The 25,954-nt window shown below is 36.7% G+C and carries 23 protein-coding genes and 1 other annotated feature; of the genes, 3 read left to right on the top strand and 20 right to left on the bottom strand.

All coding sequences use genetic code 11. The annotated features are described in order from the left end of the window. Positions 1–22: 22 nt before the first annotated feature. The gene (gene rpsJ, locus AACH31_RS00475) at positions 23–331 is read right to left on the bottom strand and encodes a 30S ribosomal protein S10 (RefSeq protein ID WP_055243029.1); all 309 of its coding nucleotides are present in this window, start codon (positions 329–331) and stop codon (positions 23–25) included. A 1,189-nt stretch (positions 332–1,520) separates the two neighbouring features. Here rpsJ and AACH31_RS00470 point away from each other — a divergent pair. Continuing rightward, positions 1,521–2,813, top strand: a complete 1,293-nt coding sequence (locus AACH31_RS00470) for an ISL3 family transposase (RefSeq protein ID WP_338507311.1) — start codon at positions 1,521–1,523, stop codon at positions 2,811–2,813. A 191-nt stretch (positions 2,814–3,004) separates the two neighbouring features. Here the strand turns inward: AACH31_RS00470 and tuf are convergent, their stop codons facing one another. The 19 genes from tuf to ilvA form a co-directional block, all read right to left on the bottom strand. After that, the gene (gene tuf, locus AACH31_RS00465; protein WP_161831759.1) at positions 3,005–4,189 is read right to left on the bottom strand and encodes an elongation factor Tu; all 1,185 of its coding nucleotides are present in this window, start codon (positions 4,187–4,189) and stop codon (positions 3,005–3,007) included. A gap of 121 nt (positions 4,190–4,310) precedes the next feature. Then, positions 4,311–6,383, bottom strand: a complete 2,073-nt coding sequence (gene fusA / locus AACH31_RS00460; RefSeq protein WP_161831760.1) for an elongation factor G — start codon at positions 6,381–6,383, stop codon at positions 4,311–4,313. 80 nt (positions 6,384–6,463) lie between these two features. Next, positions 6,464–6,934 carry a 30S ribosomal protein S7 gene (gene rpsG, locus AACH31_RS00455; RefSeq protein WP_338617742.1) on the bottom strand — a complete coding sequence of 157 codons (471 nt, stop codon included), beginning with the start codon at positions 6,932–6,934 and terminating at the stop codon, positions 6,464–6,466. A gap of 38 nt (positions 6,935–6,972) precedes the next feature. Then, positions 6,973–7,395, bottom strand: coding sequence for a 30S ribosomal protein S12 (rpsL, locus tag AACH31_RS00450; protein WP_055243034.1), 423 nt, complete (start codon positions 7,393–7,395; stop codon positions 6,973–6,975). Between the two features lie 194 nt (positions 7,396–7,589). After that, entirely contained in the window at positions 7,590–11,318 is a 3,729-nt protein-coding gene (rpoC, locus tag AACH31_RS00445) for a DNA-directed RNA polymerase subunit beta' (RefSeq protein ID WP_161831762.1), read from the bottom strand. A gap of 23 nt (positions 11,319–11,341) precedes the next feature. Next, entirely contained in the window at positions 11,342–14,875 is a 3,534-nt protein-coding gene (gene rpoB / locus AACH31_RS00440; protein WP_161831763.1) for a DNA-directed RNA polymerase subunit beta, read from the bottom strand. A 135-nt stretch (positions 14,876–15,010) separates the two neighbouring features. After that, positions 15,011–15,604, bottom strand: coding sequence for a class I SAM-dependent methyltransferase (locus AACH31_RS00435; RefSeq protein WP_161831764.1), 594 nt, complete (start codon positions 15,602–15,604; stop codon positions 15,011–15,013). Positions 15,605–15,779: 175 nt separating this feature from the next. After that, positions 15,780–16,145, bottom strand: coding sequence for a 50S ribosomal protein L7/L12 (rplL, locus tag AACH31_RS00430; protein ID WP_161831765.1), 366 nt, complete (start codon positions 16,143–16,145; stop codon positions 15,780–15,782). A gap of 57 nt (positions 16,146–16,202) precedes the next feature. Then, entirely contained in the window at positions 16,203–16,733 is a 531-nt protein-coding gene (gene rplJ, locus AACH31_RS00425; RefSeq protein ID WP_338617741.1) for a 50S ribosomal protein L10, read from the bottom strand. A 25-nt stretch (positions 16,734–16,758) separates the two neighbouring features. Continuing rightward, positions 16,759–16,905 (bottom strand) — a sequence feature (ribosomal protein L10 leader region). 12 nt (positions 16,906–16,917) lie between these two features. Then, positions 16,918–17,613, bottom strand: coding sequence for a 50S ribosomal protein L1 (gene rplA / locus AACH31_RS00420; protein WP_161831767.1), 696 nt, complete (start codon positions 17,611–17,613; stop codon positions 16,918–16,920). A gap of 79 nt (positions 17,614–17,692) precedes the next feature. After that, positions 17,693–18,118 (bottom strand): 50S ribosomal protein L11, encoded by a 426-nt coding sequence (gene rplK, locus AACH31_RS00415; RefSeq protein WP_161831768.1) that lies wholly within the window; start codon positions 18,116–18,118, stop codon positions 17,693–17,695. A gap of 122 nt (positions 18,119–18,240) precedes the next feature. Beyond that, entirely contained in the window at positions 18,241–18,777 is a 537-nt protein-coding gene (gene nusG, locus AACH31_RS00410; RefSeq protein ID WP_161831769.1) for a transcription termination/antitermination protein NusG, read from the bottom strand. A 12-nt stretch (positions 18,778–18,789) separates the two neighbouring features. Next, entirely contained in the window at positions 18,790–18,969 is a 180-nt protein-coding gene (gene secE / locus AACH31_RS00405; protein ID WP_161831770.1) for a preprotein translocase subunit SecE, read from the bottom strand. 22 nt (positions 18,970–18,991) lie between these two features. Then, on the bottom strand, positions 18,992–19,141 hold the full coding sequence (rpmG, locus tag AACH31_RS00400; protein WP_161831771.1) for a 50S ribosomal protein L33: 150 nt from the start codon (positions 19,139–19,141) through the stop codon (positions 18,992–18,994). Between the two features lie 72 nt (positions 19,142–19,213). Next, positions 19,214–19,813 carry a sigma-70 family RNA polymerase sigma factor gene (locus AACH31_RS00395; RefSeq protein WP_161831772.1) on the bottom strand — a complete coding sequence of 200 codons (600 nt, stop codon included), beginning with the start codon at positions 19,811–19,813 and terminating at the stop codon, positions 19,214–19,216. A gap of 18 nt (positions 19,814–19,831) precedes the next feature. Further along, a complete protein-coding gene (gene rlmB, locus AACH31_RS00390) occupies positions 19,832–20,674 on the bottom strand; it encodes a 23S rRNA (guanosine(2251)-2'-O)-methyltransferase RlmB (RefSeq protein WP_161831773.1) in 843 nt (280 codons plus the stop codon). Continuing rightward, positions 20,674–21,096 (bottom strand): Mini-ribonuclease 3, encoded by a 423-nt coding sequence (locus tag AACH31_RS00385; protein ID WP_237658909.1) that lies wholly within the window; start codon positions 21,094–21,096, stop codon positions 20,674–20,676. Before AACH31_RS00385 ends, rlmB begins: the two co-directional genes overlap by 1 nt. Positions 21,097–21,287: 191 nt before the next feature. After that, positions 21,288–22,628 carry a cysteine--tRNA ligase gene (gene cysS / locus AACH31_RS00380; protein ID WP_161831774.1) on the bottom strand — a complete coding sequence of 447 codons (1,341 nt, stop codon included), beginning with the start codon at positions 22,626–22,628 and terminating at the stop codon, positions 21,288–21,290. Positions 22,629–22,692: 64 nt separating this feature from the next. Continuing rightward, complete coding sequence (ilvA, locus tag AACH31_RS00375) at positions 22,693–23,907, bottom strand: threonine ammonia-lyase (protein WP_161831775.1); 1,215 nt, start codon at positions 23,905–23,907, stop codon at positions 22,693–22,695. A 175-nt stretch (positions 23,908–24,082) separates the two neighbouring features. Here ilvA and AACH31_RS00370 point away from each other — a divergent pair, with 175 nt between their 5' ends. Both AACH31_RS00370 and AACH31_RS00365 read left to right on the top strand, forming a co-directional pair. Further along, positions 24,083–24,460: a RidA family protein gene (locus tag AACH31_RS00370; RefSeq protein WP_161831776.1), complete on the top strand. Its 378-nt coding sequence runs from the start codon at positions 24,083–24,085 to the stop codon at positions 24,458–24,460. A 290-nt stretch (positions 24,461–24,750) separates the two neighbouring features. Continuing rightward, complete coding sequence (locus AACH31_RS00365; protein ID WP_338506420.1) at positions 24,751–25,938, top strand: MFS transporter; 1,188 nt, start codon at positions 24,751–24,753, stop codon at positions 25,936–25,938. Positions 25,939–25,954 lie beyond the last annotated feature (16 nt).

Here is a 25,954-nt window from a genome sequence, read left to right as displayed (position 1 = left end):
TACACCTCCTATTTTTCATATATTATAATTTAATTTCAATGTCTACACCAGATGGTAAATCTAAACGCATTAATGAATCCACTGTTTGAGCAGTTGGTTCAACAATGTCAATCAGACGTTTGTGAGTGCGCATTTCAAATTGCTCACGAGAATCTTTATATTTATGTACCGCACGTAAAATCGTGTAAACTTGCTTTTCAGTTGGTAGTGGGATTGGTCCAGCTACTTTAGCACCTGTTTTTTTAGCACTTTCTACGATTTTTTCTGCAGATTGATCTAAAATTCTGTGATCATAAGCTTTTAAACGAATTCTGATTTTTTGTTTTGCCATTTTATTTCCTCCCTTCGCCTATTTTAGGAATAGACTAGCTCCATGAAAATTACCTGTCACAATGCCATGGCAAATCGGCCGGGTGTGTCAGCAACCTTTCATCTCAACGCTTAAGTCAACATATCTATTATACATGAAAAAAATAAAGAAAGCAAATGTTTTTTATATTTTTTTGTTTATTAATGTATAATTGACTATCAACTTATCTCTTCACTGTTTTCGGACTAATTTACATTTATAAATTTAACATATCTTTAACCCATAATCAAATATTTATGACAAGTAAATATTGTATTTTGAATCAGAGTTTGGTGTATTTTTTAAAAAATCACTTTATCTATGTAATACTTTATTCTAATTATTCATTGTCTAAATTACTTATAAAGATTCTATCCAACTATTAAAAATTTTAGCGCTCTTCTATGATACACTTTATTTTTTTGCATCAGGGAGATGGGAATACAACAATACAAAGATATCATTATCAACCATTTTTAGAAAGTTCCTCTAATATGACCTTCGTATAAGAAACAGTTTTTATTTTACAACTAATCTTTCTTAATATTAATGAACGCTACTAAAAATCTAATAAATCTATCTATTAGTATTAAATAAGTTATTCAACGCGCCCCTGCTACTCATAGTCTCCAATTTATATATTTTTTTATGTATCAACCCTTAATAATTTTATTTTAAAATTATTAATTTATTATTCCCTAAATATAATACGTTTAGATTATTGAATATATATGTTATATGAATAATATAATTTAAGCAAACTGCAAATAGATATGGGAATGCTCTCTTTGTATCTTTTCTCTTTAGTATGCTAATTTTTATTTTATAATTCGATCATTAGTAATCCTAGCTTATCTTTTCCCAACCTAATCTAATTTAAAAACTAATCTCCATCAAACCATAAGGTAATTAAGAGTAGTTTTATAGATACATCATATCTCAATTTACCGTAAAAGCATAATTCCATATGAAGTATCCGCATCCGAAATAAATTCAATACTCCTTGCTTCCATTGGAATAGGTCCAATCTAAAAGGGTTCTATAATATTTGGTGTGGGTGGGATTACTCACACCTTTTTGATTGCCATAAATATTGAGACAAAAAAAGAGACATAGTCCCCAAAATCCTATACAATGTAATCGGCTAAAACAACACGAAAGGATTGGTTTTATGTCTCACACTAATTGTATCTCAACTTTACTTGATTTAAAAGATAAAAATATTACTTTTTCAAAAAATTGTATCCAAGAAACTCAGATTAAGAATGTTCGTTCTAAACTTATTTTGGGAACTCTTTCTTTTCAACCGACTCATTGCTACCACTGTGGTCATTCTTTTGACTCAAATATCATTAAACACGGCTTCAAAACTTCACGTATTAAGCTAGTCAAAATTTCCGGATTTGATGCTTATCTAGACTTAAAAAAACAACGTTATAAATGCCGTCATTGTGACCGAACATTTACCCTAGAAACATCTCTTGTTAACCCTAATTGTTTTATTTCCACTCCCGTAAAACAAGCCATCTTTTTAGAAGCTAGTCATAAGAAATCCGAAACAGATATTGCACGTGAGCTTAACGTTTCTCATTCAACCGTTAACCGCGTCATTCATTCTTCCTATGAAGAACAGCCGCTTCCCTTTAATTCTCTCCCAAAAGTTCTTTGTTTTGACGAGTTTAAGTCGGTTAAATCGGCCGAGGGAGCAATGTCCTTCATTTTTTGTGATGCGTCCAATGGAAAGCTAATTGATATCGTTGAAGACCGTCGCTTAAGTACACTAAGGACTTATTTTATGCGATTTTCTAAAGCAGCTCGTGAAGGTGTAACCCACGTCGTCATTGACATGTACGCCCCTTATATGACACTCATTAAAGAGGTATTCCCTAAGGCTAAGATTGTTTTAGATAAATTTCATATCGTTCAACTAGTCTCTCGTGCTCTTAATAAAACACGCATTCGTTTCATGAATCAAAATAAAGAGTTTTATAATAAATTCAAACATTATTGGCGACTTCTCTTAAAAGCCCAAGAAGATCTTAATGCCACTCATTACTTCTATTCCAACTGCTTCAAAAAGATGATCTCTCAACAAGAAATTATTGACTTTTTATTAGCCCTAGACCCTGAACTAAAGGAGACTTATGATTTCTACCAAACTGTCCAACAGGCTATTAAACTTCGTAACCTTGAAATATTTCATCATGCCATTCAACACCCCTCTGATCTGCTTTCACACGAAATGAAAACAGCTTTAAAAACACTCACTCATTATCAAGACTATGTCAAAAATACAATTGAAACTCCTTATACCAATGGAGTACTCGAAGGAATTAACAACAATATCAAAGTCATTAAGCGAATCGCTTTTGGATATCGTAGTTTCTACCATTTCAAAGCAAGAATTTTGATTATTCATAAATACACTTTTGAACAAAAAAAGAAGAGGAATCAAACCATCTAAAGAATAGCCTAATTCCTCCCGATTATATGTATAGATTTTATTCACCCACACTATTTGACAAAGAACCTCTAAAAGATAATAACTTTATAGTTAAAGTTACCTGCACATTCTTATACTAACTTTTTCGAAAAATAAAAAAAGTCCTAGAGGTTTTAACCTCTAGGACAGAAGATTCAAAGGATAGATATTAATTATTCAATGATATCTACAACTGAACCTGCACCTACTGTACGTCCACCTTCACGGATAGAGAACTTAGTTCCTTTTTCAACAGCGATTGGCGCGATTAATTCTACAGTCATAGCCACGTTATCACCTGGCATTACCATTTCTACACCTTCTGGTAATTGGATAACTCCAGTTACGTCAGTTGTACGGAAGTAGAATTGAGGACGGTAGTTTCCGAAGAATGGAGTATGACGTCCACCTTCTTCTTTAGATAATACGTAAACCTCTGAAGTAAATTTTGTATGAGGTTTAACTGATCCTGGTTTAGCTAATACTTGACCACGTTGAATTTCTTCACGAGAAATACCACGTAATAAAGCTCCGATGTTATCTCCAGCTTCTGCTTGATCTAATAATTTACGGAACATTTCAACACCTGTTACAGTAGTTGATTTAGTTTCATGGTAACCGATGATTTCAACAACGTCACCAACTTTAACAACACCACGTTCAACACGTCCTGTTGCAACAGTACCACGTCCAGTGATTGAGAATACGTCCTCAACTGGCATTAAGAATGGTAAATCAGTTTGACGAGCTGGAGTTGGGATGTACTCATCTACAGCAGCCATTAATTCGTTGATTTTAGCTTCCCATTCAGGTTGTCCTTGTAAAGCTAATAATGCAGATCCGTGGATTACTGGAACTTCATCACCTGGGAAATCGTACTCAGATAATAAGTCACGAACTTCCATTTCAACTAATTCTAATAATTCTTCGTCGTCTACCATGTCACATTTGTTTAAGAAAACAACTAAGCGAGGTACACCAACTTGGCGAGATAATAAGATATGCTCACGAGTTTGAGGCATTGGTCCATCAGCAGCAGATACTACTAAGATACCACCGTCCATTTGTGCAGCACCAGTGATCATATTTTTAACGTAGTCAGCATGTCCTGGGCAGTCAACGTGTGCGTAGTGACGGTTGTCAGTTTCATACTCAACGTGTGCAGTTGAGATAGTGATTCCACGTTCACGCTCTTCTGGAGCACCATCGATTTGGTCGTATGCGCGAGCTTCTGCTTTACCTGCTTTAGATAATACAGTTGTGATAGCAGCTGTTAATGTAGTTTTTCCGTGGTCAACGTGACCGATTGTACCGATGTTAACATGCGGTTTAGTACGTTCGAATTTAGCTTTTGCCATGCTAATATCCTCCTCTAAGTTACATTTTTGTATTTAACATTTTTATTTTACAATACCACTAATAAGAATGCAAGTACATTCTTATTAGTAGTGTATATATGAACACATCAATTAACAGGGATTATCCGCGATGTTTCTTGATGACTTCATCAGCAATTGATTTTGGAACTTGTTCGTAGTGGTCCATTTCCATTGAATAGTTTCCGCGTCCTTGTGTATTTGAACGTAAAGCAGTAGCATATCCAAACATTTCTGATAATGGAACATAAGCACGAATAACTTGTGCGTTACCACGAGCTTCCATTCCATCTAAACGTCCACGGCGAGAAGTAATATCACCCATTACATCCCCTAAGTATTCATCTGGAATAACAACTTCTACTTTCATAACTGGTTCTAAAAGAACTGGTTTACATTTGTCGTAAGCATTTTTTAATGCCATAGAAGCTGCGATTTTGTATGCCATTTCACTTGAATCGACATCATGGTAAGATCCATCAAATAAAGTAGCCTTAACGTCAACAACAGGGAATCCTGATAATTGTCCGTTTTGTAATGCATCTTTTAAACCTGCATCTACAGATCCAATATATTCACGTGGTACAACCCCACCTACTACTGCATCTACGAATTCGTATCCAGCACCAGCTTCTTGTGGTTCAAATTTGATCCATACGTGACCATATTGTCCGCGTCCACCTGACTGACGTACGAACTTACCTTCAACGTCAGCAGCTTGAGTAAATGTTTCACGGTAAGCAACCTGTGGTGCACCAATATTAGCCTCAACCTTGAATTCACGGCGCATACGGTCAACGATAATATCTAAGTGTAACTCACCCATACCAGAGATAATAGTTTCACCTGTTTCTTCATCAGTATGCGTACGGAATGTTGGATCTTCCTCAGCTAATTTTTGTAATGCAATACCCATTTTATCTTGGTCAGCTTTTGATTTTGGCTCAACTGATAACGAGATAACTGGCTCTGGGAATACCATTGACTCTAAAATTACCTCGTGATCTGGATCACATAAAGTATCTCCAGTTGTAGTATCTTTTAATCCTACTGCTGCAGCAATATCTCCAGCATAAACTTCTGAGATTTCTTGACGGCTGTTAGCGTGCATTTGTAATAAACGTCCAACACGTTCACGTTTACCCTTAGTCGAGTTTAATACATATGTACCTGATTGAATTGTACCAGAATACACGCGGAAGAATGTTAACTTACCTACGAATGGGTCAGTCATAACTTTGAATGCTAATGCAGCAAATGGCTCGTCGTCTGATGCATGACGTTCAACTTCTGTTCCATCTTCTAATGTTCCTTTGATTGCAGGAATATCAGTAGGAGCTGGTAAATAGTCAATAACAGCATCTAACATTAACTGAACACCTTTATTTTTGAAGGCAGATCCACATAATACTGGGAATAATTCAACATTAATTGTTGCACGACGAATTGCCGCCTTTAATTCCTCAATAGAAATTTCTTCACCTTCTAAATATTTCATCATTAACTCTTCATCTAAGTTTGATACTGCTTCAATTAATTGGTCACGATACATTTCAGCATCTTCTAAATGAGCTGCATCGATTTCTCCAACTTGAATATCAGTACCTAAATCGTTTGTATACATATATTGTTTCATTTCAACTAAATCGATAATACCTTCGAAATCATCTTCAGCACCGATTGGTAATTGAATTGGAAGTGCGTTAGCCCCTAAACGATCATGTAATGTTTTTACAGAATATAAGAAGTCTGCACCTGTTTTATCCATTTTATTAACAAATACGATACGTGGAACACCGTATGTAGTAGCCTGACGCCAAACTGTTTCAGTTTGAGGCTCTACACCTGATTGTGCATCTAATACAGCAACCGCACCATCTAATACACGTAATGAACGTTCAACTTCAACCGTGAAGTCTACGTGTCCTGGAGTATCAATGATATTTACGCGGTGACCATTCCAAGCAGCTGTTGTTGCAGCTGAAGTAATCGTAATCCCACGCTCTTGTTCTTGAGCCATCCAGTCCATTTGAGAAGCACCATCGTGAGTTTCTCCGATTTTGTGAATACGTCCAGTGTAGTATAAGATACGTTCTGTAGTAGTCGTTTTACCAGCATCGATGTGAGCCATGATACCGATATTACGAGTATGATTTAAAGAGAATTCTCTTGCCATGTTTCGTTACTCCTCTCATAGTAAAATACTAAACTTTTAGGATTACTAGAAATCCAGTAATCCTATAGTTATTTAAAATATTACCAACGGTAATGAGCAAATGCTTTGTTTGCTTCAGCCATTTTGTGAGTATCCTCACGTTTTTTCACTGATGCACCAGTATTATTAGCTGCATCGATAATTTCGTTAGCTAAACGTTGTTCCATAGTTTTTTCTCCACGTGAGCGAGAATATTGAACTAACCAACGTAATCCTAAAGTAATACGGCGTTCAGGACGAACCTCAACTGGTACTTGATAGTTAGCCCCACCAATACGACGAGCTTTTACCTCTAATACAGGCATAATGTTTTCGATTGCTTCTTCGAATACTTCCATTGGCTCGCGTCCAGTTTTTTCAGCGATAAGATCAAATGCGTTATATAAAATTGTTTGTGCAGTACCTTTTTTACCATCTTGCATGAGATTGTTAATTAAACGAGATACTAATTTAGAGTTATAAATTGGATCTGGCAAAACATCACGTTTTGCTACATGTCCTTTACGTGGCATAATTTAGCCTCCCTTCCATATTTATCGAAAAAGTTAAATTACTTTTTAGCTGCTTTTGGTTTTTTTGTTCCGTATTTAGAACGACCTTGCATACGTCCATCAACACCTGTAGCATCTAATGTACCACGAACGATATGATAACGTACCCCTGGTAAGTCTTTTACACGTCCACCGCGAATTAATACAACGCTGTGCTCTTGTAATTTATGTCCAATACCAGGAATGTATGCTGTTACTTCTAAACCGTTTGTTAAACGAACACGGGCATATTTACGTAAAGCCGAGTTTGGTTTTTTAGGCGTCATTGTAGCAACACGAGTACATACCCCACGTTTTTGCGGAGAATATAAGTTAGTTTGTTCTTTCTTTAAACTATTGTATCCTACATTTAAATGACGAGATTTAGATTTTGTTTCTTTACTTTGACGTCCTTTACGAACTAATTGGTTAATAGTTGGCATATTAGTCCTCCTCTCATAAACTTAGTCCACTTATCCAGGTGGTTCATTTTTGTTAGAAAAAGTAAGCTTTGCTATTAAGCAAAACTCACTTTACGTTTTTAAAAGCCTTTATTAATCTAACATTTTTTTCGACTAATGTCAACAGAACTACGAAAAACTATGAATTTTTTTAAAAATTAGTTACTAAATATCGTTTATTCCTCATCAGTATCTAAAAAATCTGTTTCATCAAAATCAAGCTCTATATCTAATTCGTCTAAATCATCTTCTAATGAAATATCAATTTGACTTTCTGAATTAGAAATTCCTGACATTTCTAATTCGTAAGGTAATACATCATCTTCTAATTCATCCTCATTTTTATGAACAGGTAAGATATGGTCTTCGCGTAATACACCAGTACCCGCAGGAATTAATTTACCGATGATAACATTCTCTTTTAATCCGATTAATTCATCCACTTTACCTTTGATTGCCGCATCAGTAAGAACGCGTGTTGTTTCCTGGAATGAAGCAGCTGATAAGAATGATTCCGTTTCAAGAGATGCCTTTGTAATACCTAATATTGTTGGAATACCTACTGCTGGACGTTTACCACGTTGAATTGCCGCTGCATTAACGCGAGTATAGTGCGTAATATCAATTAACGATCCTGGTAAAATATCCGTATCTCCACCGTCAATAACTTTTACCTTTTTCATCATTTGATGAACCATGATCTCGATATGCTTATCAGATAGTTCTACCCCTTGCGCACGATATACATTTTGAACTTCTTTCAAAATATACGCTTGCACGGCAGCGACATCCTTAACGCGTAGTAATTCTTTCGGATCAATTGAACCTTCCGTTAACATATCTCCGGCTAAAACCTCGTCTCCTTCAGAAACAAGAGGTTGAACACCATAAGGAAGTAAATAATTACGACTTTCTAATTTATTTGTTAATGTAATCTCATAACGATTTTTAGTATTAGCCTTAATTGTAGTAATTACCCCATCAATCTCGGCAATAATAGCACGCCCTTTTGGATTTCGTGCTTCAAATAACTCCTGAATACGAGGTAAACCTTGTGTAATATCGGCTCCGGCTACCCCACCAGTATGGAATGTACGCATCGTTAACTGAGTACCTGGTTCACCGATTGATTGGGCCGCCATAATACCTACAGCTTCCCCTACCTCAACCTCTTTACCAGTTGCTAAGTTTTGACCGTAACATTTTTTACATACACCCTTCTGAGCATTACATGAATAAATTGTACGGATATCCACACCCTCTATTCCAGCATCAACTATGATTTTTCCAAGTTCATCTGAAATGTAAACATTTCTATCAGCAATTTTTTCTTTAGTTACTGGATGGTAGATTGGCTTAGCCGTATAACGTCCCACAATACGGTCAAATAAAGTTTCAACAGTTTGTCCACGTTGTTTTAATTCAGTAATATATTGTCCTTTATCCGTTCCACAGTCATCTTCACGTACAATAACATCTTGTGCAACGTCAACTAAACGACGTGTTAAGTATCCTGAGTCGGCTGTCTTTAATGCCGTATCGGCTAACCCTTTACGCGCACCATGGGTAGAGATGAAGAACTCGGTTACAGTTAAACCTTCGCGGAACGAAGACTTAATTGGTAATTCGATTGTTTTACCAGATGGGTTGGCCATTAATCCACGCATACCAGCTAACTGAGTAAAGTTTGAGGCATTACCACGGGCCCCAGAATCACTCATCATATAAATATGATTATCTGCCGGTAATTCATTCATTAATACATGTTGAATCTCGTCTTTTACTTTTGCCCAAACATCGATAACTAAACGATAACGTTCATCATCAGTTAACAATCCACGATTATAAAACTCTTGGATCTGCGCAACTTTATCGTCACCTTGTTTTAATAAATCTTTTTTCTTTGAAGATACGACTACGTCCGCCACACCAACAGAAATACCTGCAACAGTTGAATACTTGAATCCTAAATCTTTTAGTCGGTCCAACATACGTGACGTTTCTGTCGTTTTATAAATACGGAAAACTTCCGAAATAATATCACCTAAGAATTTCTTTTTAAATGGGGATACAATTTTAACGTCTGATAAATACGCCTTGATATCAGTTCCTTTCTCAACGAAATATTGAGAAGGAGTAGCCCCTTGTAAATTTTTCATTGTAGGTTCATTTAAATAAGGGAATGTTTTAGGAAGGATCCCATTAAATATTACCTTACCTAAAGTTGTGATAATGTATTTATTATTTTGATCTTCTGTGAAAGTCATATTATTTAATGCTCTTGCATTTAATGCAATACGAGAATGTAATGTAACATAACCATTTGCATAAGCCATCATAAGCTCATTAGTATCTTTATAAATATTCCCTTCACCGATGGCTCCAACTTCCTCCATCGTTAAGTAATAGTTTCCTAGTACCATATCCTGAGACGGAGTTACTACTGGTTTACCATCCTTAGGGTTTAAGATATTATTGGCAGCAAGCATGAGTAAACGTGCCTCGGCTTGAGCCTCTTGAGATAATGGAACGTGAACCGCCATTTGGTCCCCATCAAAATCGGCATTGAATGCTGTAGTAACAAGGGGATGTAAACGGATGGCACGCCCCTCAACAATTTTAGGTTCAAATGCCTGAATACCTAAACGGTGTAACGTAGGGGCACGGTTTAATAATACTGGATGTTCGCGAATAACATCTTCAACAACATCCCATAACGCATCATCCATGCGTTCAATCATCTTCTTAGCACTTTTAATGTTTTGTGCTAAATCACGTTCAACAAGCTCTTTCATTACGAACGGTTTAAATAATTCCAGGGCCATTTCTTTAGGTAAACCACATTGGTACATTTTTAAATCTGGTCCTACAACGATAACTGAACGTCCAGAGTAATCAACACGTTTACCTAATAAGTTTTGACGGAAACGTCCTTGTTTACCTTTTAACATATGTGAAAGTGATTTTAATGGGCGATTCCCAGGCCCAGTAACTGGTCGACCACGGCGTCCATTATCAATTAATGCATCCACTGACTCTTGGATCATACGCTTTTCATTATTAATAATGATATTCGGGGCACCGATTTCTAAATAACGAATTAAACGATTATTACGATTAATAACTCGACGATATAAATCATTTAAGTCAGATGTTGCGAAACGTCCTCCATCTAATTGAACCATTGGACGTAATTCAGGCGGTATTACTGGTAAAACGTCTAAAATCATCCACTCAGGACGATTTCCTGAGTTACGGAATGATTCTACTACCTCAAGACGTTTGATTACTTTCCCACGCTTTTGTCCCTGTGCAACCTTTAATTCAGAGCGTAATTCTTTTGCTAATTTATCTAAGTCTAACGATTCTAGTAGTTTCTTAATGGCCTCTGCACCCATTCCTACTTCAAATTCGTTACCCCATTTTTCATACACTTCACGGTATTCTTTTTCAGTTAAAACTTTTTGTTTTACTAAATCAGTCTTACCTGGATCAATTACAACATAATTTACAAAATAAATTACCTCTTCCAATTCACGTGGAGACATATTTAATAATAGCCCCATACGACTTGGAATTCCTTTTACATACCAAATATGAGCTACAGGAGCAGCTAGTTCGATGTGCCCCATACGTTCACGTCGAACTTTTGCTACTGTTACTTCAACACCACAGCGATCACAAACGATTCCTTCGTGGCGAATTCTTTTATATTTACCGCAAGCACACTCACAGTCCTTTTGTGGACCGAAAATACGCTCACAGAATAATCCATCTTTTTCAGGTTTCAATGTACGATAGTTAATCGTCTCAGATTTTTTAACCTCTCCATAAGACCATTTACGAATAGTATCCGAAGATGCCAAACCAATCTTCATATATTTAAACTTGTTAACATCTACCAAGGCGATTCCCTCCTTGCCGCTAATTATTCTTCAACTGTTTCTGGAACAACAATTTGATGAGTTTTTACATTTTCAAGATCGCGAATTTCAATTTCATTTTTCGCATCAGATAAGATTTTAACATCCATACCTAATGACTGTAACTCTTTCACTAATACACGGAATGATTCTGGAATACCTGGTTCAGGAACATTCTCACCGCGTACAATTGCTTCATAAGTTTTAACACGTCCTGTGATATCATCCGATTTTACTGTTAAGATTTCCTGTAATGTATAAGCTGCACCATATGCCTCTAATGCCCATACCTCCATCTCACCAAAACGTTGTCCACCGAACTGTGCTTTACCACCAAGTGGTTGTTGTGTAACTAATGAATAGGGTCCAATTGAACGAGCATGTAATTTATCATCAACCATGTGCGCTAATTTAATCATATACATTACACCGACTGAAATTCGATTATCAAATTTTTCACCTGTACGCCCATCATAAAGTACAGTTTTCGCGTCTGGATCCATGCCAGCTTCTGCGATAATTGCCTCTAAATCTTCCGTTTTAACACCATCGAATACCGGTGTAGCAACATGGATTCCTAATTTCTTAGCAGCCATACCTAAATGAATTTCTAAAATTTGTCCGATATTCATACGTGATGGTACCCCAAGTGGGTTTAACATGATATCAACTGGTGTTCCATCTGGCATATAAGGCATATCTTCTTGAGGTAAGATTTTAGAGATAACCCCTTTATTACCGTGGCGTCCGGCCATTTTATCTCCCTCAGAAATTTTACGTTTTTGAACAATATAAATACGAATAACTTCGTTTACACCTGGTGATAAATCATCACCATTTTGTCTTGAGAAATACTTAACGTCATGTACGATTCCATCTCCACCATGTGGTACGCGTAAAGATGTATCACGTACTTCACGAGCCTTCTCACCGAAAATAGCGTGTAGTAAACGTTCCTCTGCAGTCAACTCAGTTTGTCCTTTAGCTGTAACCTTACCAACTAAAATGTCGTCCTCTTTTACCTCTGCACCGATACGAATAATTCCACGATCATCTAAGTTCTTAAGTGCCTCTTCACCGACTCCAGGGATGTCACGTGTGATTTCCTCTGGACCTAACTTTGTATCGCGAGCCTCTAACTCATATTCCTCTATATGGATTGAAGTATAAACGTCGTCTTTCACTAAACGCTCACTCATGATAATGGCATCCTCATAGTTGTAACCATTCCATGTCATGAATGCTACTACTACGTTACGACCTAAAGCTAATTCTCCACTTTCCATTGAAGAACTGTCAGCTAAAACTTCTCCAGCATTAACCTTATCCCCTAAACGAACAATTGGTCGTTGGTTAAGAACCGTACTTGAATTTGAACGAACAAACTTAATTAATGGATAACGATCTAATCCACCATCAGCTTCTCTACGAATACGGATTTGTTTAGAATCTACATATTCCACCGTACCTGTATTATGAGCAACAACGGCTTGCCCTGAATCCTTTGCAGCTACATACTCCATCCCTGTCCCAACAAATGGTGCCTCTGGAATTAATAACGGGATTGCCTGACGTTGCATGTTGGCCCCCATTAATGCACGGTTGGCATCATCGTGCTCTAAGAAAGGAATACATGCTGTTGCCACAGATACAATTTGTTTTGGAGATACGTCTACAAAATCTACGCGTTCTGCAGGAACAATTAAGTTCTCACCACGATGACGCACGATTACTTTTTCTGGTAAACAATCATTTTCATCTAAATCTAAACCTGCCTGAGCGACAACATAACGATCCTCTTCATCAGCAGTTAAATAACGGATTTCTCCTGTTACTTGCATCTTAGTTGTTCCCGTTACACTATCCTCAATTGGAACCACTTTACGATATGGTGTCTCTATAAATCCGAATTCATTAACTTTTGCATATGATGATAACGAGTTAATTAATCCGATATTTGGTCCCTCTGGTGTTTCGATTGGACACATACGACCGTAGTGTGAGTAGTGAACGTCACGCACTTCCATTCCAGCACGTTCACGTGTTAACCCACCAGGCCCTAAAGCTGATAAACGGCGCTTATGCGTTAACTCAGATAATGGGTTTGTTTGATCCATGAACTGTGATAACTGAGAACTTCCGAAGAACTCCTTAATAGCCGCTGTTACCGGACGGATATTGATTAAACTCGATGGCGTAATCCCTTCACTTTCCTGAATAGACATTCTCTCTTTAACAACACGTTCCATACGAGAAAGACCAATTCGGAATTGATTTTGTAACAACTCACCAACTAAACGTAAACGGCGGTTTCCTAAATGGTCGATGTCGTCTAAATATCCTACAGAATCTAAAAGATTAAAGAAATAACTAATCGACGCAAAAATGTCCGATGTTGTAATATATTTACACTCATCTTCCACATTACCGATAATTTTTACAATTTGATCTCCTTCATTCACTCTAGGAGAATATACTTCAAACTCCTGAATGTATGTAGCTGAATCCTCCAATGGATTTACTAATTCAACTCTTTTAATATTTAAACGATCTATTTTATCCGCTAAAACTTCTTCAAAAATTCGGCGAGTAATAACTGTTCCTTCTTCTACAAGAATCTCACCTGTTTCTGAATCAAAAATATCGCTAGCTAATTTTTGATTTAACAAACGCTCTTGGGCATTTAATTTCTTATTAAATTTGTAACGTCCAACATGAGCTAAGTCATAACGTTTTGGATCGAAGAAGCGAGAGATAAACAACGTACGAGCACCATCGATTGTTGCATGCTCACCTTGACGAAGTTTTTGGAAGATTTCTAATAAAGCTTCATCAGAATTCACTGTTTGATCTTTTTCTAATGTGTTTAAAATGTATTGATTCTCACCAAACATTTCAATAATTTGCTCTTTCGTTGAAAGCCCTAATGCACGTAATAAAACAGTGATTGGAATTTTACGTGTTCTATCTACACGAACATAGACGATGTCTTTTGCATCTAACTCATACTCTAACCATGCACCACGGTTTGGAATAACTTGAGCTGCATATTTTTCTTTACCACTTTTTTTATCAATCTCTTTATTATAATAAACACCTGACGAACGAACTAATTGTGATACGATTACACGCTCAGAACCGTTAATTACAAATGTCCCTGTTGGAGTCATTAATGGGAAATCACCCATGTATACTTCACTTTCTTTAACTTCCTTAATCGCGTGTGTTTCTTCATCTTTAATATGCAGACGAACCTTAACACGTAAAGGGGCAGCATAATTAGCATCGCGTTCTTTCGCTTCCAAAACAGAATATTTTGGTTCTCCTAAACTGTAACCAACAAATTCAAGTGCTAAATTTCCATTATTGTCCTCAATTGGTGAAATATCTTTAAACATTTCACGAATACCTTCATCAAGGAACCACTGATAAGAAGCAGTTTGAATTTCAATTAAGTTAGGGAGTTCGAGTGCAACATTAATTCTTGAGTAATTACGACGTTGTCTCTTTTTACCATATTGAACAATTTTCCCTGCCACGCGTTTCACCTCTTTGTTTATTTATGTTAACTTTTATTGTTTTTTTCCTCAATACCTAATTTTTTTCGACTTAACTCACATTAAATACAAGCAGTATTAGGCATTTTACAATAATATCATTTTTTTTCAATACTGTCAAGATTTTATAGACCTTAAAATAAAATATCCTTTATCTTTAGAAATAACCTCACAATTACCATAAACCTCTTCCATTTTCTTTTTAGCCGATGGGGCCCCTTGTTTTTTTTGAATAACCACCCACAACTCTCCACCATCCACTAAATGATGTTGAGCCTCTTCTAAAATTCCATGAACAACTTTCTTACCAGCTCGAATAGGTGGATTGGATAAGATGGCCGCAAACTTCCCCTTTACCCCTTCATAACAATAACTTTCGTAAATAGAAACATTTAAAATGTTATTATTTTTAGCATTTCTTTTAGCTAACTCTAACGCTCGGTGGTTAACATCTACCATATGAATATTTCGATTCTCATAACTCTTAGCTAAACTCAAACCGATAGGTCCGTAACCACAACCAACATCTAAAATATCCCCCTCTACTTCAGGAACAGTAAAACTTTCTATTAATAATCTTGACCCAAAGTCAACCTCCTTCTTAGAAAAGACTCCAACGTCCGTAGTAAATCTAAAATCATAGCCTCTTAGCCTATAATTAAAGCTCTTCTCATCTGAGTGAGCATCGACATTGTTAGTATAATAATGCATGATCACAACCCCTTTTGATTTTACCTAAAAATTAGAGAATATGAACATTTTTACACGTTCTATTATTGCCATAATAAAGTAAATTATTACATTTTTTATGTATTAAATAAAAACCTGAGCGATACTACTCACTCAGGTTTTTAAATTTATTTTTTTATAGCTTCTTAAAAGTTAATTATTTAACTTCTACAGATGCTCCAGCTTCTTCTAATTTAGCTTTTAATTCTTCAGCTTCTTCTGGAGAAACTTTTTCTTTGATTTTAGCAGGAGTTCCATCTACTAATTCTTTAGCTTCTTTTAATCCTAAACCAGTGATTTCACGAACTACTTTGATAACACCGATTTTTTTAGCTCCAGCGCTTGTTAAGATTACATCTACTTCAGATGGTCCAGCAGCAGCTTCAGCTCCACCAACAACAGCTACAGGAGCAGCAGCAGTTACACCAAACTCTTCTTCGATAGCTTTAACTAAATCATTTAATTCTAAAACTGACATTTCTTTGATTGCTTCAATCATTTCAGCAGCAGTTAATTTTGCCATTATATTTTCCTCCTTCAAAATAGGGCTATACCCTTATAGGTTTTTTTATTTTAAAAATTACTCAGCAGCTTCTTCAGTTACAGGTGCTTCAACACCAGCTTCTTTTTGTTCAGAAACAGCTTTAACAACACAAGCCATATTGCGCATTGGAGCTTGTAATACAGAAAGTAACATAGATAATAAACCTTCGCGGTTTGGTAACTTAGCTAATTCCATAACTTGCTCTAATGAAGCAACACTTCCTTCGATTAAACCAGCTTTTAATTCTAATGCTTGGTGTTCTTTTGAGAAGTTGTATAATACGCGTGCAGGCGCAACAACGTCTCCTTTAGAATAAGCAACAGCCGTTGGACCAACGAATGCTTCACCTAAACCTTCGAATCCTGCTTCAGTCACAGCACGACGTAAAATGTTGTTTTTTAATACTTTAAACTCAACACCTTCAGCACGTAATTGTTGACGTAATTCAGTTACTTCAGCAACAGTTAATCCGCGGTAATCAACAACAACTAAAGAAGCTGATTCTTTGAATTGTGCTGCATATTCAGCAACTAATTGAGATTTCATTTCGATTGCAGTAGCGCTCATCATTCACACCTCCTATATTCGTTATTAGTCCGTAGAAAAACCCTTATATCCATTAAGTTGTGGACAGAAGGGTATAACTAAGGCATGAAAATAAATAGTATATATATCCAAAACCTCGGTAGGACATTAAGCCCAAGGCCCCTACTGTCTACGGTAATTCTATTCAATTATCAAAAAGAAAAAATTATTTTTCTAATGATTCAGATGCAACTTTGATACCAGGACCCATTGTTGAAGAAACAGCAATGTTTTTCACATAAGTTCCTTTAGCTGCAGATGGTTTAGCTTTTAAGATAGTACCAAAAATAGCTTTGAAGTTTTCGATTAACTTTTGGTTATCGAATGATACTTTTCCAATTGGAACATGAACATTACCAGCTTTATCAACACGGTATTCAACTTTACCAGCTTTGATTTCATTAACTGCTTTTGTTACGTCCATTGTAACTGTACCAGTTTTAGGGTTTGGCATTAAACCACGTGGACCTAACACGCGTCCTAATTTACCAACTTCAGCCATCATATCTGGAGTAGCTACTACTACATCAAAATCCATCCAACCTTGTTGAATTTTATTGATCATATCGCTATCTCCTACGAAGTCTGCTCCAGCCGCTTCAGCTTCTTTAGCTTTTTCACCTTTAGCGAAAACTAAAACTGAGCGATCTTTACCAGTTCCGTGAGGTAATACCATAGCTCCACGAATTTGTTGATCCGCTTTACGTGGGTCAACTCCTAAACGGAAAGCTACATCTACAGTTGCGTCAAATTTAGCAACATTAGTTTTTTTAACTAACTCAACAGCTTCTTCTACAGAGTATAAAGTAGTAGAATCAACTAATTTTTTGGCTTCGATGAATTTTTTACCTTTTTTAGCCATCTCAAATACCTCCTAAATTGTGGTTAACGGAATCTCCTCCCACAGATTTAGGTTGTAATCTACAACCTAAAACGGTAGATTAGTCTTCTACAACGATTCCCATTTGTCTTGCAGAACCTTCAATAATACGCATTGCAGCTTCTACTGTATTCGCGTTTAAGTCTGGCATTTTTTGCTCAGCGATTGCACGAATTTGATCTTTAGTTAAAGTAGCAACTTTCTCTTTATGAGGTAAAGCTGATCCACTTTGAATTCCAGCCGCTTTTTTTAATAAGTCTGATGCTGGTGGAGTTTTTGTAACGAATGTAAATGAACGATCTTCATAAACTGTGATTACTACTGGGATAATACTTCCCATTTGTTCACGTGTACGTTCATTGAATTCTTGACAGAATCCTTGAATGTTCGCACCGGCTTGTCCTAATGCTGGACCTACTGGTGGAGCTGGATTTGCTTTTCCTGCAGGAATTTGTAATTTAATAATACTTTTTACTGCTTTTGCCACGCGACACACCTCCTCTAAGTCCGTGATGTGGTTATTTGGGTGTTTCACCCTCCCACTTGATATGAATCTCATATCGACTACGCTAGTTTATCACCTTTTTTTATTTTTCGCAAGGATTTTTTTTATTCGACTTCACAAATTTGTCCGAAATCCAATTCTACTGGCGTTTCACGTCCAAATAAATCCACTAATACACTTACCTTACCATGTTCTTTGTCGATTGTTTCAATTTTTCCAACTTGCCCTGAGAAAGGACCCGCTGCAACTAATACTTGTTGACCTACTTCAATATCAACTGAAACTTCCACGCTTGTAATTCCCATCTTTTTAAGAATCGGTGTGATTTCTTCAGTTGGAAGTGGCACTGGACGTGTTCCCTTACCACTTGATCCTAAGAATCCCGTAACACCTGGTGTATTACGTACCATGTACCAAGAATCATCAGTATCGATCATTTCAACAAGAACGTATCCAGGAAAAGTTTTCTTTAATTTTTCTTTACGGACACCATCTTTAATTTTAACTTCTTTTTCTTCCGGAATTAATACTCGAAAGATTTTTTCTTGCATATTCATTGTTTCAATACGCTTTAACAAATTGGTCATTACCTTATTTTCATAACCAGCATACGTTTGAACAACATACCAACGTTTTTCCACTAATATGACCTCCTATCCAAGTAACCCGATTACTTGGGAAATCACTAAGTCAACAGCGAAGAAGAAAACTGATAACACAATAACGAAACACATTACTTGTACTGTGTAAGTTTTCATCTCCTTCTCTGTCGGCCAAGTTATCTTCTTTAATTCAGCAGACACACCTTTAAAAAAACCTTTTACCTGACTCATCCTGTGGCCCCCTATACCAACTTTATTTAGTTTCCTTGTGCATTGTATGTTTCCCACAACGCTTGCAGAATTTTTTAACTACAAGACGTTCATTGTGTGTTTGTTTATTTTTTACGGTTGAATAGTTGCGACTTAAACATTCATCACAAGCTAAAATTATTTTTGTGCGCATGATTTAACCTCACAATTTCTTATTTCGTAACTCTATTTACTCTATCAAAAACATCTTCTATTGTCAATAAAACTAACAATATTGCCCAGTAGATGAACTATTTTTATTTAATGCCTTTAATTTCATTTTACAACGTTGTAAAGCATTATCTACTTTTTTAGGAGGCACACTTAACATTTGTGCTATCTCAATATAAGTATTATCTAACAAATAATATTTCAAACACATTTTTTCAAAATCGGATAAAAATCCTTCTTTTTTAAAGGCGTACTCCATAAATAATTTTTCATCTAAGTTAAAATACCCTCGATCTAAATAGGATGCCTGTGACTCCGCTACAACACAAACTTCTGTTGTGCTATAATCCGTCAATAAATCCAGACCGGCGCTTCTTTTAACCCGACGATACTCTGTTATAATCGCATTTCTTACACATGTCATTGAATAAGAATAAAAACTAAACTCTGCCTCTTGGTCATAGGTGTAAATAGACTGGATGAAGGCTAATTGCCCTTCTTGAAAAAAATCTTCAGGATCTATACCGATTCCACGATAAGAATAGGCTATTTTTTTTATTAACAGTGAGTATTTCTTGATGAGTGTATCCAAAGCAACTTTATCTTGTTCTCGAACTAAACGTACCAATTCATAATCACTACACTTAACCTTCACCATATCCCTCCTAGGACACTATTTTATCGGATTTCTCTTATTATAAATTTCATACATCAGTAATGCAGCAGCGACCGACGCATTTAACGAGGTAACATGACCTCTCATCGGTAAATAGACTTTAAAATCACAAGCTTCACGAACCAGACGACTAATTCCCTTTCCTTCGCTACCTATTACAAGACCTAAAGGTAATTGCGCATCTAACGTTCGATAGTCTTGTGCTTCGTTAGCATCTGTTCCAGCTATCCAAAGCCCCGCTTCCTTTAACTGATTAATTGCAACTGTTAAATTCGAAACACACGCAACTGGAACATGTTCAATAGCACCCGTTGATAATTTAGCTACCGTACTCGTCAACCCAACAGCTCGGTCTTTACGAATAATGATTCCATCGACCCCTGCCGCATCAGCAGTTCGAAGAATCGCACCTAAATTATGCGGATCCTCCAGGCCGTCTAAAATAATAATAAAAGCCGGTTCGTCCTTATTAGTCGCCCTTTGGATCAAGTCTGCTAATGGAAGATATCCATAAGGTTCTACGATGGCTAAAACACCTTGATGATTTCCCTTAACATCGTACTTATCCTTTACAACTTGTTCAAATTTTTGTTTAGGAAGCACGCGGCACGTAATATTTCTCTCGGCCAATAAATCCATTAATTTCACATCGTTTTTAGACACCGCATCCGCGACGACAACTTCAAATATTTTACGATTTGAAGATAAAACCTCGTTTACTGTATTCTTTCCGTAAACGACTTCGCGTCCACTATCTTTTTTATTCATTGGCTTCGCCTCTTTTTTATTCATGCGTTTAGGGTTTTGATCATTCTTTTTCCCTTTATGATACTTGCTCATTATTTCGTCACCTCACCCTTAGATTCAATACTATAGGAAATAATCTCGTCTAATCGTTGCATCTGATTAGTTAAATATAAATATCCAATCAACGCTTCAAAAGCTGTTGAGTGTGTATAAGTTAAAACATCCGTGTTTTTAGGAACTGATCGACTCTTTGTATTCCGTCCCTTTTTTACAACCTCTACTTCTTTCTCATTCAATAAATTATTTTCTATTAAGTAGGTTAACGTTGCTGCCTGAGCATGCGCAGAAACATACTTTACCGCTAATTGATGCAGACGTTTAGGTTTATTAATTCCCATTCGGCACAACGTCTCTCGAATTCTTAAATCATAGTACGAATCCCCTACAAAGGCCAACATTGTACTATTCATTTGCTTTACTTCCATTGTCTCACACGCCTTTTCTAATCTCGTCATTATTATACACTAAATTTTCCCGCTTTAACGAAAAAGCATTTTTTTACCCTCACTTTCTTAGATTCAATGCTTTTCAGCGAAAAAAGTCATTTTTCGACCCTGTTTTCTATCCCAATCACGCCCTTATTTTCTTAAGCCACATAAAAAAGATTCCACCTTTTCAAATGGAACCTTTTTTATCATAACGTATTTTAAATGACATTTAAAGCCTGTAATCTTTCTCTTAATGCGTCAGCCTGCGTAAAGTCTTTCGCCTTTCTAGCAGCTTCCCAAGACTTGAACAAGTCTCTTTCTTCAGAGGTTAGACGCTTTTTCTTCAAATCAAAACCAAAAATATACGTCATATTTTGAAGAGTCATCAGCGCATATTTATAGGCTCCTTCGCTAACCTTCGCACGCATCATCTTATTCACTTCTTTAACCACTCCATATAAACTTGTAATAGCATTTGATGTATTGAAGTCATCCTCTAACGCGTCCGTAAATTGTTGCATTAACGCCGCTATTGCGTCGACTTTTTCCTCTTTCACATCTAGCGCCTCCGCCACATCAAGTTTCAGATGCAACTGATTAAACGTTGTTTTAATTTTTTGCCACTCTTTCATCGCTAACTGGATATTTTCCTCTGTGTAGTTGATCGGTTGACGATAGTGAACCGACAACATAAATAGGCGAAACGCATTAGCATCAATTTTCTCAATTAAATCTTTAACATTAATCACATTTCCTAAAGATTTACTCATTTTCTCGTTATTAAGACCTAAACGTCCTACGTGCATCCAATAATTCGCTATACTGTGACCATGCATACATAATGACTGCGCAATTTCATTTTCGTGGTGAGGGAATTGAAGATCTGTTCCGCCTCCATGAATATCAATCTTACCTTTAAATTCTTTCTGAATCATAACGACACATTCTGTATGCCATCCTGGGCGACCTGCTCCCCACGGTGAATCCCAAGTAATTCCCTTATCTGTTTTTTTCCATAAAACAAAGTCTAAAGGATTTTCCTTTTTAGAGTCTTCTGCAATACGTGCACCAACTTCTAATTCTTCTATCCTTTTACCTGATAATTGTCCATACTCCCGAACCTTATCGATACGGAAATAAACGTCACCCTCTACTGCGTACGCATACCCTCGCTCAACTAACGCATGAATAAAATCAATCATTTCTTCCATATTTTCCGTGACTTTAGGCATTTTATTAAACGGTAAGGCATTCAAAAGTTGATTACACTCTAAAAAGTATTCTAAATACTTTTTCGCAATTTCTGCCTCTGTTACCTCTTCTTCAATCGCACGATTAATAATCTTATCATCCACATCTGTCACATTAGAGACATAATCTACTTCGTATCCTAGATAATTAAAGTAGCGGTGAACAAGGTCAAAAAATAAAACTGGACGTGCATTTCCGATGTGAACATAATTATAAACAGTTGGTCCACAAATATACATCTTGACCTTATTTTCTTCAATCGGCTTAAATTCCTCTTTCTGACGCGTATACGTATTATAAATTAACATTACAGGTCCCAACTCCTATCTTCCGAAACGATATCTTCATTTTAATATATTTCACCAAACTTTGCTAGTTTGTATACTCAATCTCATAATTTGCCTCTAATAATTTTTCAATGACGCGTTTTTTATGTTCTTCATCAATCGTCTCAATAACAACCGATACTTCTAATTGATACATCGATAATCCTTCCTTATGACGATTTTGATGAATAACCAACACATTTCCGAATTCTTTCGCTATAGTATCTAAAAAGAGACTTAGCTCTCCTGCCCGGTGATTTAATAAAACTTTAATTTCTGTTCGACGGCCGGTTGTAATCATCGCATGATTAATAATACTTTCAATTAAATTAATATCTATATTTCCCCCTGAGAGAACGGCCCCTACCTTTTTACCTCTAACATCTAGATGACCGGATAATAACGCCGCAACTGGAACGGCACCAGCGCCTTCGCACACTAGGTTACAATTTTCAAGAAGAAATAAAAATGCTTGAGAAATTTCTGTTTCAGTCACTGTCACGATTTCGTCTACATAGCGGCAAATAAGGGGAAACGTCAAATCTCCCGGTCTACCAACTGCGATGCCATCAGCAATGGTTCGATGAATATTAACTTTTTCTATCTTTCCTAATCGAACCGATTCATACATAGAAGGTGCATTTTCTGTTTGTACCCCGATCACACGAATTTTGGGATTAATCGTTTTTACCGCTAATGCTATCCCTGCCGCGATCCCCCCTCCACCGATAGGAACTAACACCACATCTAAATCCGGTTGTTCCTTTAACATCTCTAGACCAATCGTCCCCTGACCTGCAATGACATACGGATCATTGAACGGATGAACAAAGGTTGCGCCAGTCGCCTCTTTAATTTCTAATGCTTTTTGGTAGGCCTCGTCATAAACATCCCCCTCTAACACCACTTCTGCCCCATATTTACGCGTCGCCGAAATTTTTGCGAAAGGTGCATTCTTAGGCATCACGACGGTGGACTTAAGACCTAATTTGCTTGCACTAATGGCCACCCCCTGCGCGTGATTTCCAGCACTTGAAGCTACAACACCACTTTTTTTCTCATCCTCTGTTAAATGAACCATTTTATTATAAGCCCCTCGAATTTTAAACGATCCCGATTGTTGTAGGTTTTCAAGCTTTAAATAGATTTCCCCCTTTGTCAATCCACTCAACGTTTCTGCATAACAAAAATCAGTTTCTTTAATGATTCCCTTTAACTCTCTAGCCGCCTCAATGACCATTTGAAAGGTTACATTTTCCATTTCAAATTCCTCCAATAAATCAATTATTATTCCCCTTTATTTTCGCACTTCTAGCTTATCTTATTCTTTTGCCTATTAATTTGCCCCCAATAAACCACACTATTTATAGGACTATGTTATTATAAAATGATGGGAGATATTCTCATCACTCTTGTCTTAAAAAGGAGGAATTTTAATGAACATTATTTCAACAAACGCTGCACCCCAAGCTATCGGACCTTATTCACAAGCTATCGAGGTCAACAACACCCTCTATATTTCTGGACAAATACCTCTTGATCCTCAAACGATGGAAGTTATTGCCGATGATGTTGCTACGCAAACGCACCAATGTTTAAAGAATATTGACGCCATTTTAACAAAAGCGGGGTACTCGCTTCATAATGTAGTGAAATGTGGGATTTTTTTAACCGATATGAACGATTTTTCAATTGTCAATGAAGTATATGGCCAATACTTTCACTCACATAAACCTACCCGTTCATGTGTGCAGGTTGCTAAACTTCCTCGAGAAGTTAAAATTGAAATCGAGGCCATTGCCGTTAGAAATTAAACGGTTCTCTCCCGACGATTAACCTTCTTCAACAACAAGGTTAATCGTCTTTTACTTTACATTGAGAAAAAACTCAACACGCGTATTAGAACATGCCCTCCCTTTCAAACAAAGTTACCTTCTTTCTTTAACCCCTGTTGAAATAAAAGCAAAAAAAGTCCCTTGTGGATAACTTTTTTTCGTTTAACTGAAAGATTCTTAAATCATTTTCATTATTCCTTTTCATCGCTACATAATTCATTCCTAGGCGTCCATTCTAATAAAAAGGTTGAATTCGGAGGTTTACATCCATGTCAAATAAATTGAAATTTCAGAAGTATCTCGTGCTAATGGCCTGCTTTCTGATTATGTCGGTCTCGTTTAGTATCGTTAATAATATTACTTCACTCTTTCTTGACCCCGTGACGAAACATCTAGGTTTATCAATTTCCTCATTTTCTTTAATTTTCACGATTGGGGCTGTGACAACAGCACTAATGTCCCCCATAACGGGACATCTAGTTTCAAAAGTACCATTAAAGTTATTAATGGCCATTGGATCTATTTTAGCCGGTGGAGGATTTTTTTGTTACGCCCTCGCCAAAACGATCTGGATGTTTTATCTGATTGCTATTATTGTTGGAATCGGAATCTCGTGTCTAACGACTATTCCAATCGCCACTGCACTAACTTCTTGGTTTGAGGATCGAAAAGGATTTGCCTTAGGTATTGCGATGGCGGGTGCGGGAACTGGCTCTTTTGTTTGGATGCAGGTTGTCTCGCGGATGTTAAATCATCTGACCTATCAAACAACGTATGCCCTTTTAGGCGGAATTATCTTAATTGTTTGCCTGCCCCTCTCTCTATTAGTCATGGCGTTGCCACCTGATGCAACCATTGAGTCGAAGAAAAAAGAAAAATTATCATTCAACGATATCCATTGGAGCACTCAATTGATTCTATTTTCTTTGGGGCTTTTTCTTCTAGGAATGAGTGTTTCGGGAACAAAGATGCATATTCAACCGTATTTAACAAGTCTTCACCATCCCCTAAGCTTTAATGCTAATGTAGGTTCTACGCAAGCTATCTTCGCCCTCATCGGGAGCTTAGTTGGCGGAATCGTTTTCGATAAACTCGGATTAAGAACATCAATCGCCTCCTTTGTTTCCATGGCGCTTATCGGTTATCTTTGCCTCATTTTTGGATTTTACCCCTCACTTCTATTCATCTTTGCCGCCCTGTTTGGACTATGTTTGTGTCTTCCCTCACTCCTTCCCTCTTATGGAACAAGTGCCTTATTCGGAAAAGATCATTACTCCATGCATCTCGGCTTTATTAATATGATTTTTACACTAGGAAGTGCCTTAGGTCCTGTTATCTCTGGTTTTATCGCCGATCATTTAACTTATCGTTTGGTGTGGGTCATTTACTTTATCATCACTACTCTCTACTTAATCCTTTTCCTTCTCGCCTTTAAAAAGAAAAAACCTCAGAATTAAATTCTGAGGTTTTTTT

The organism is Turicibacter faecis, assembly GCF_037076425.1.
In the GTDB taxonomy this organism is placed as follows: Bacteria; Bacillota_I; Bacilli_A; order MOL361; family Turicibacteraceae; genus Turicibacter; species Turicibacter faecis.
Note: the sequence above shows the minus strand (reverse complement) of the source record. Positions and strands in the feature narration are given on the sequence as shown.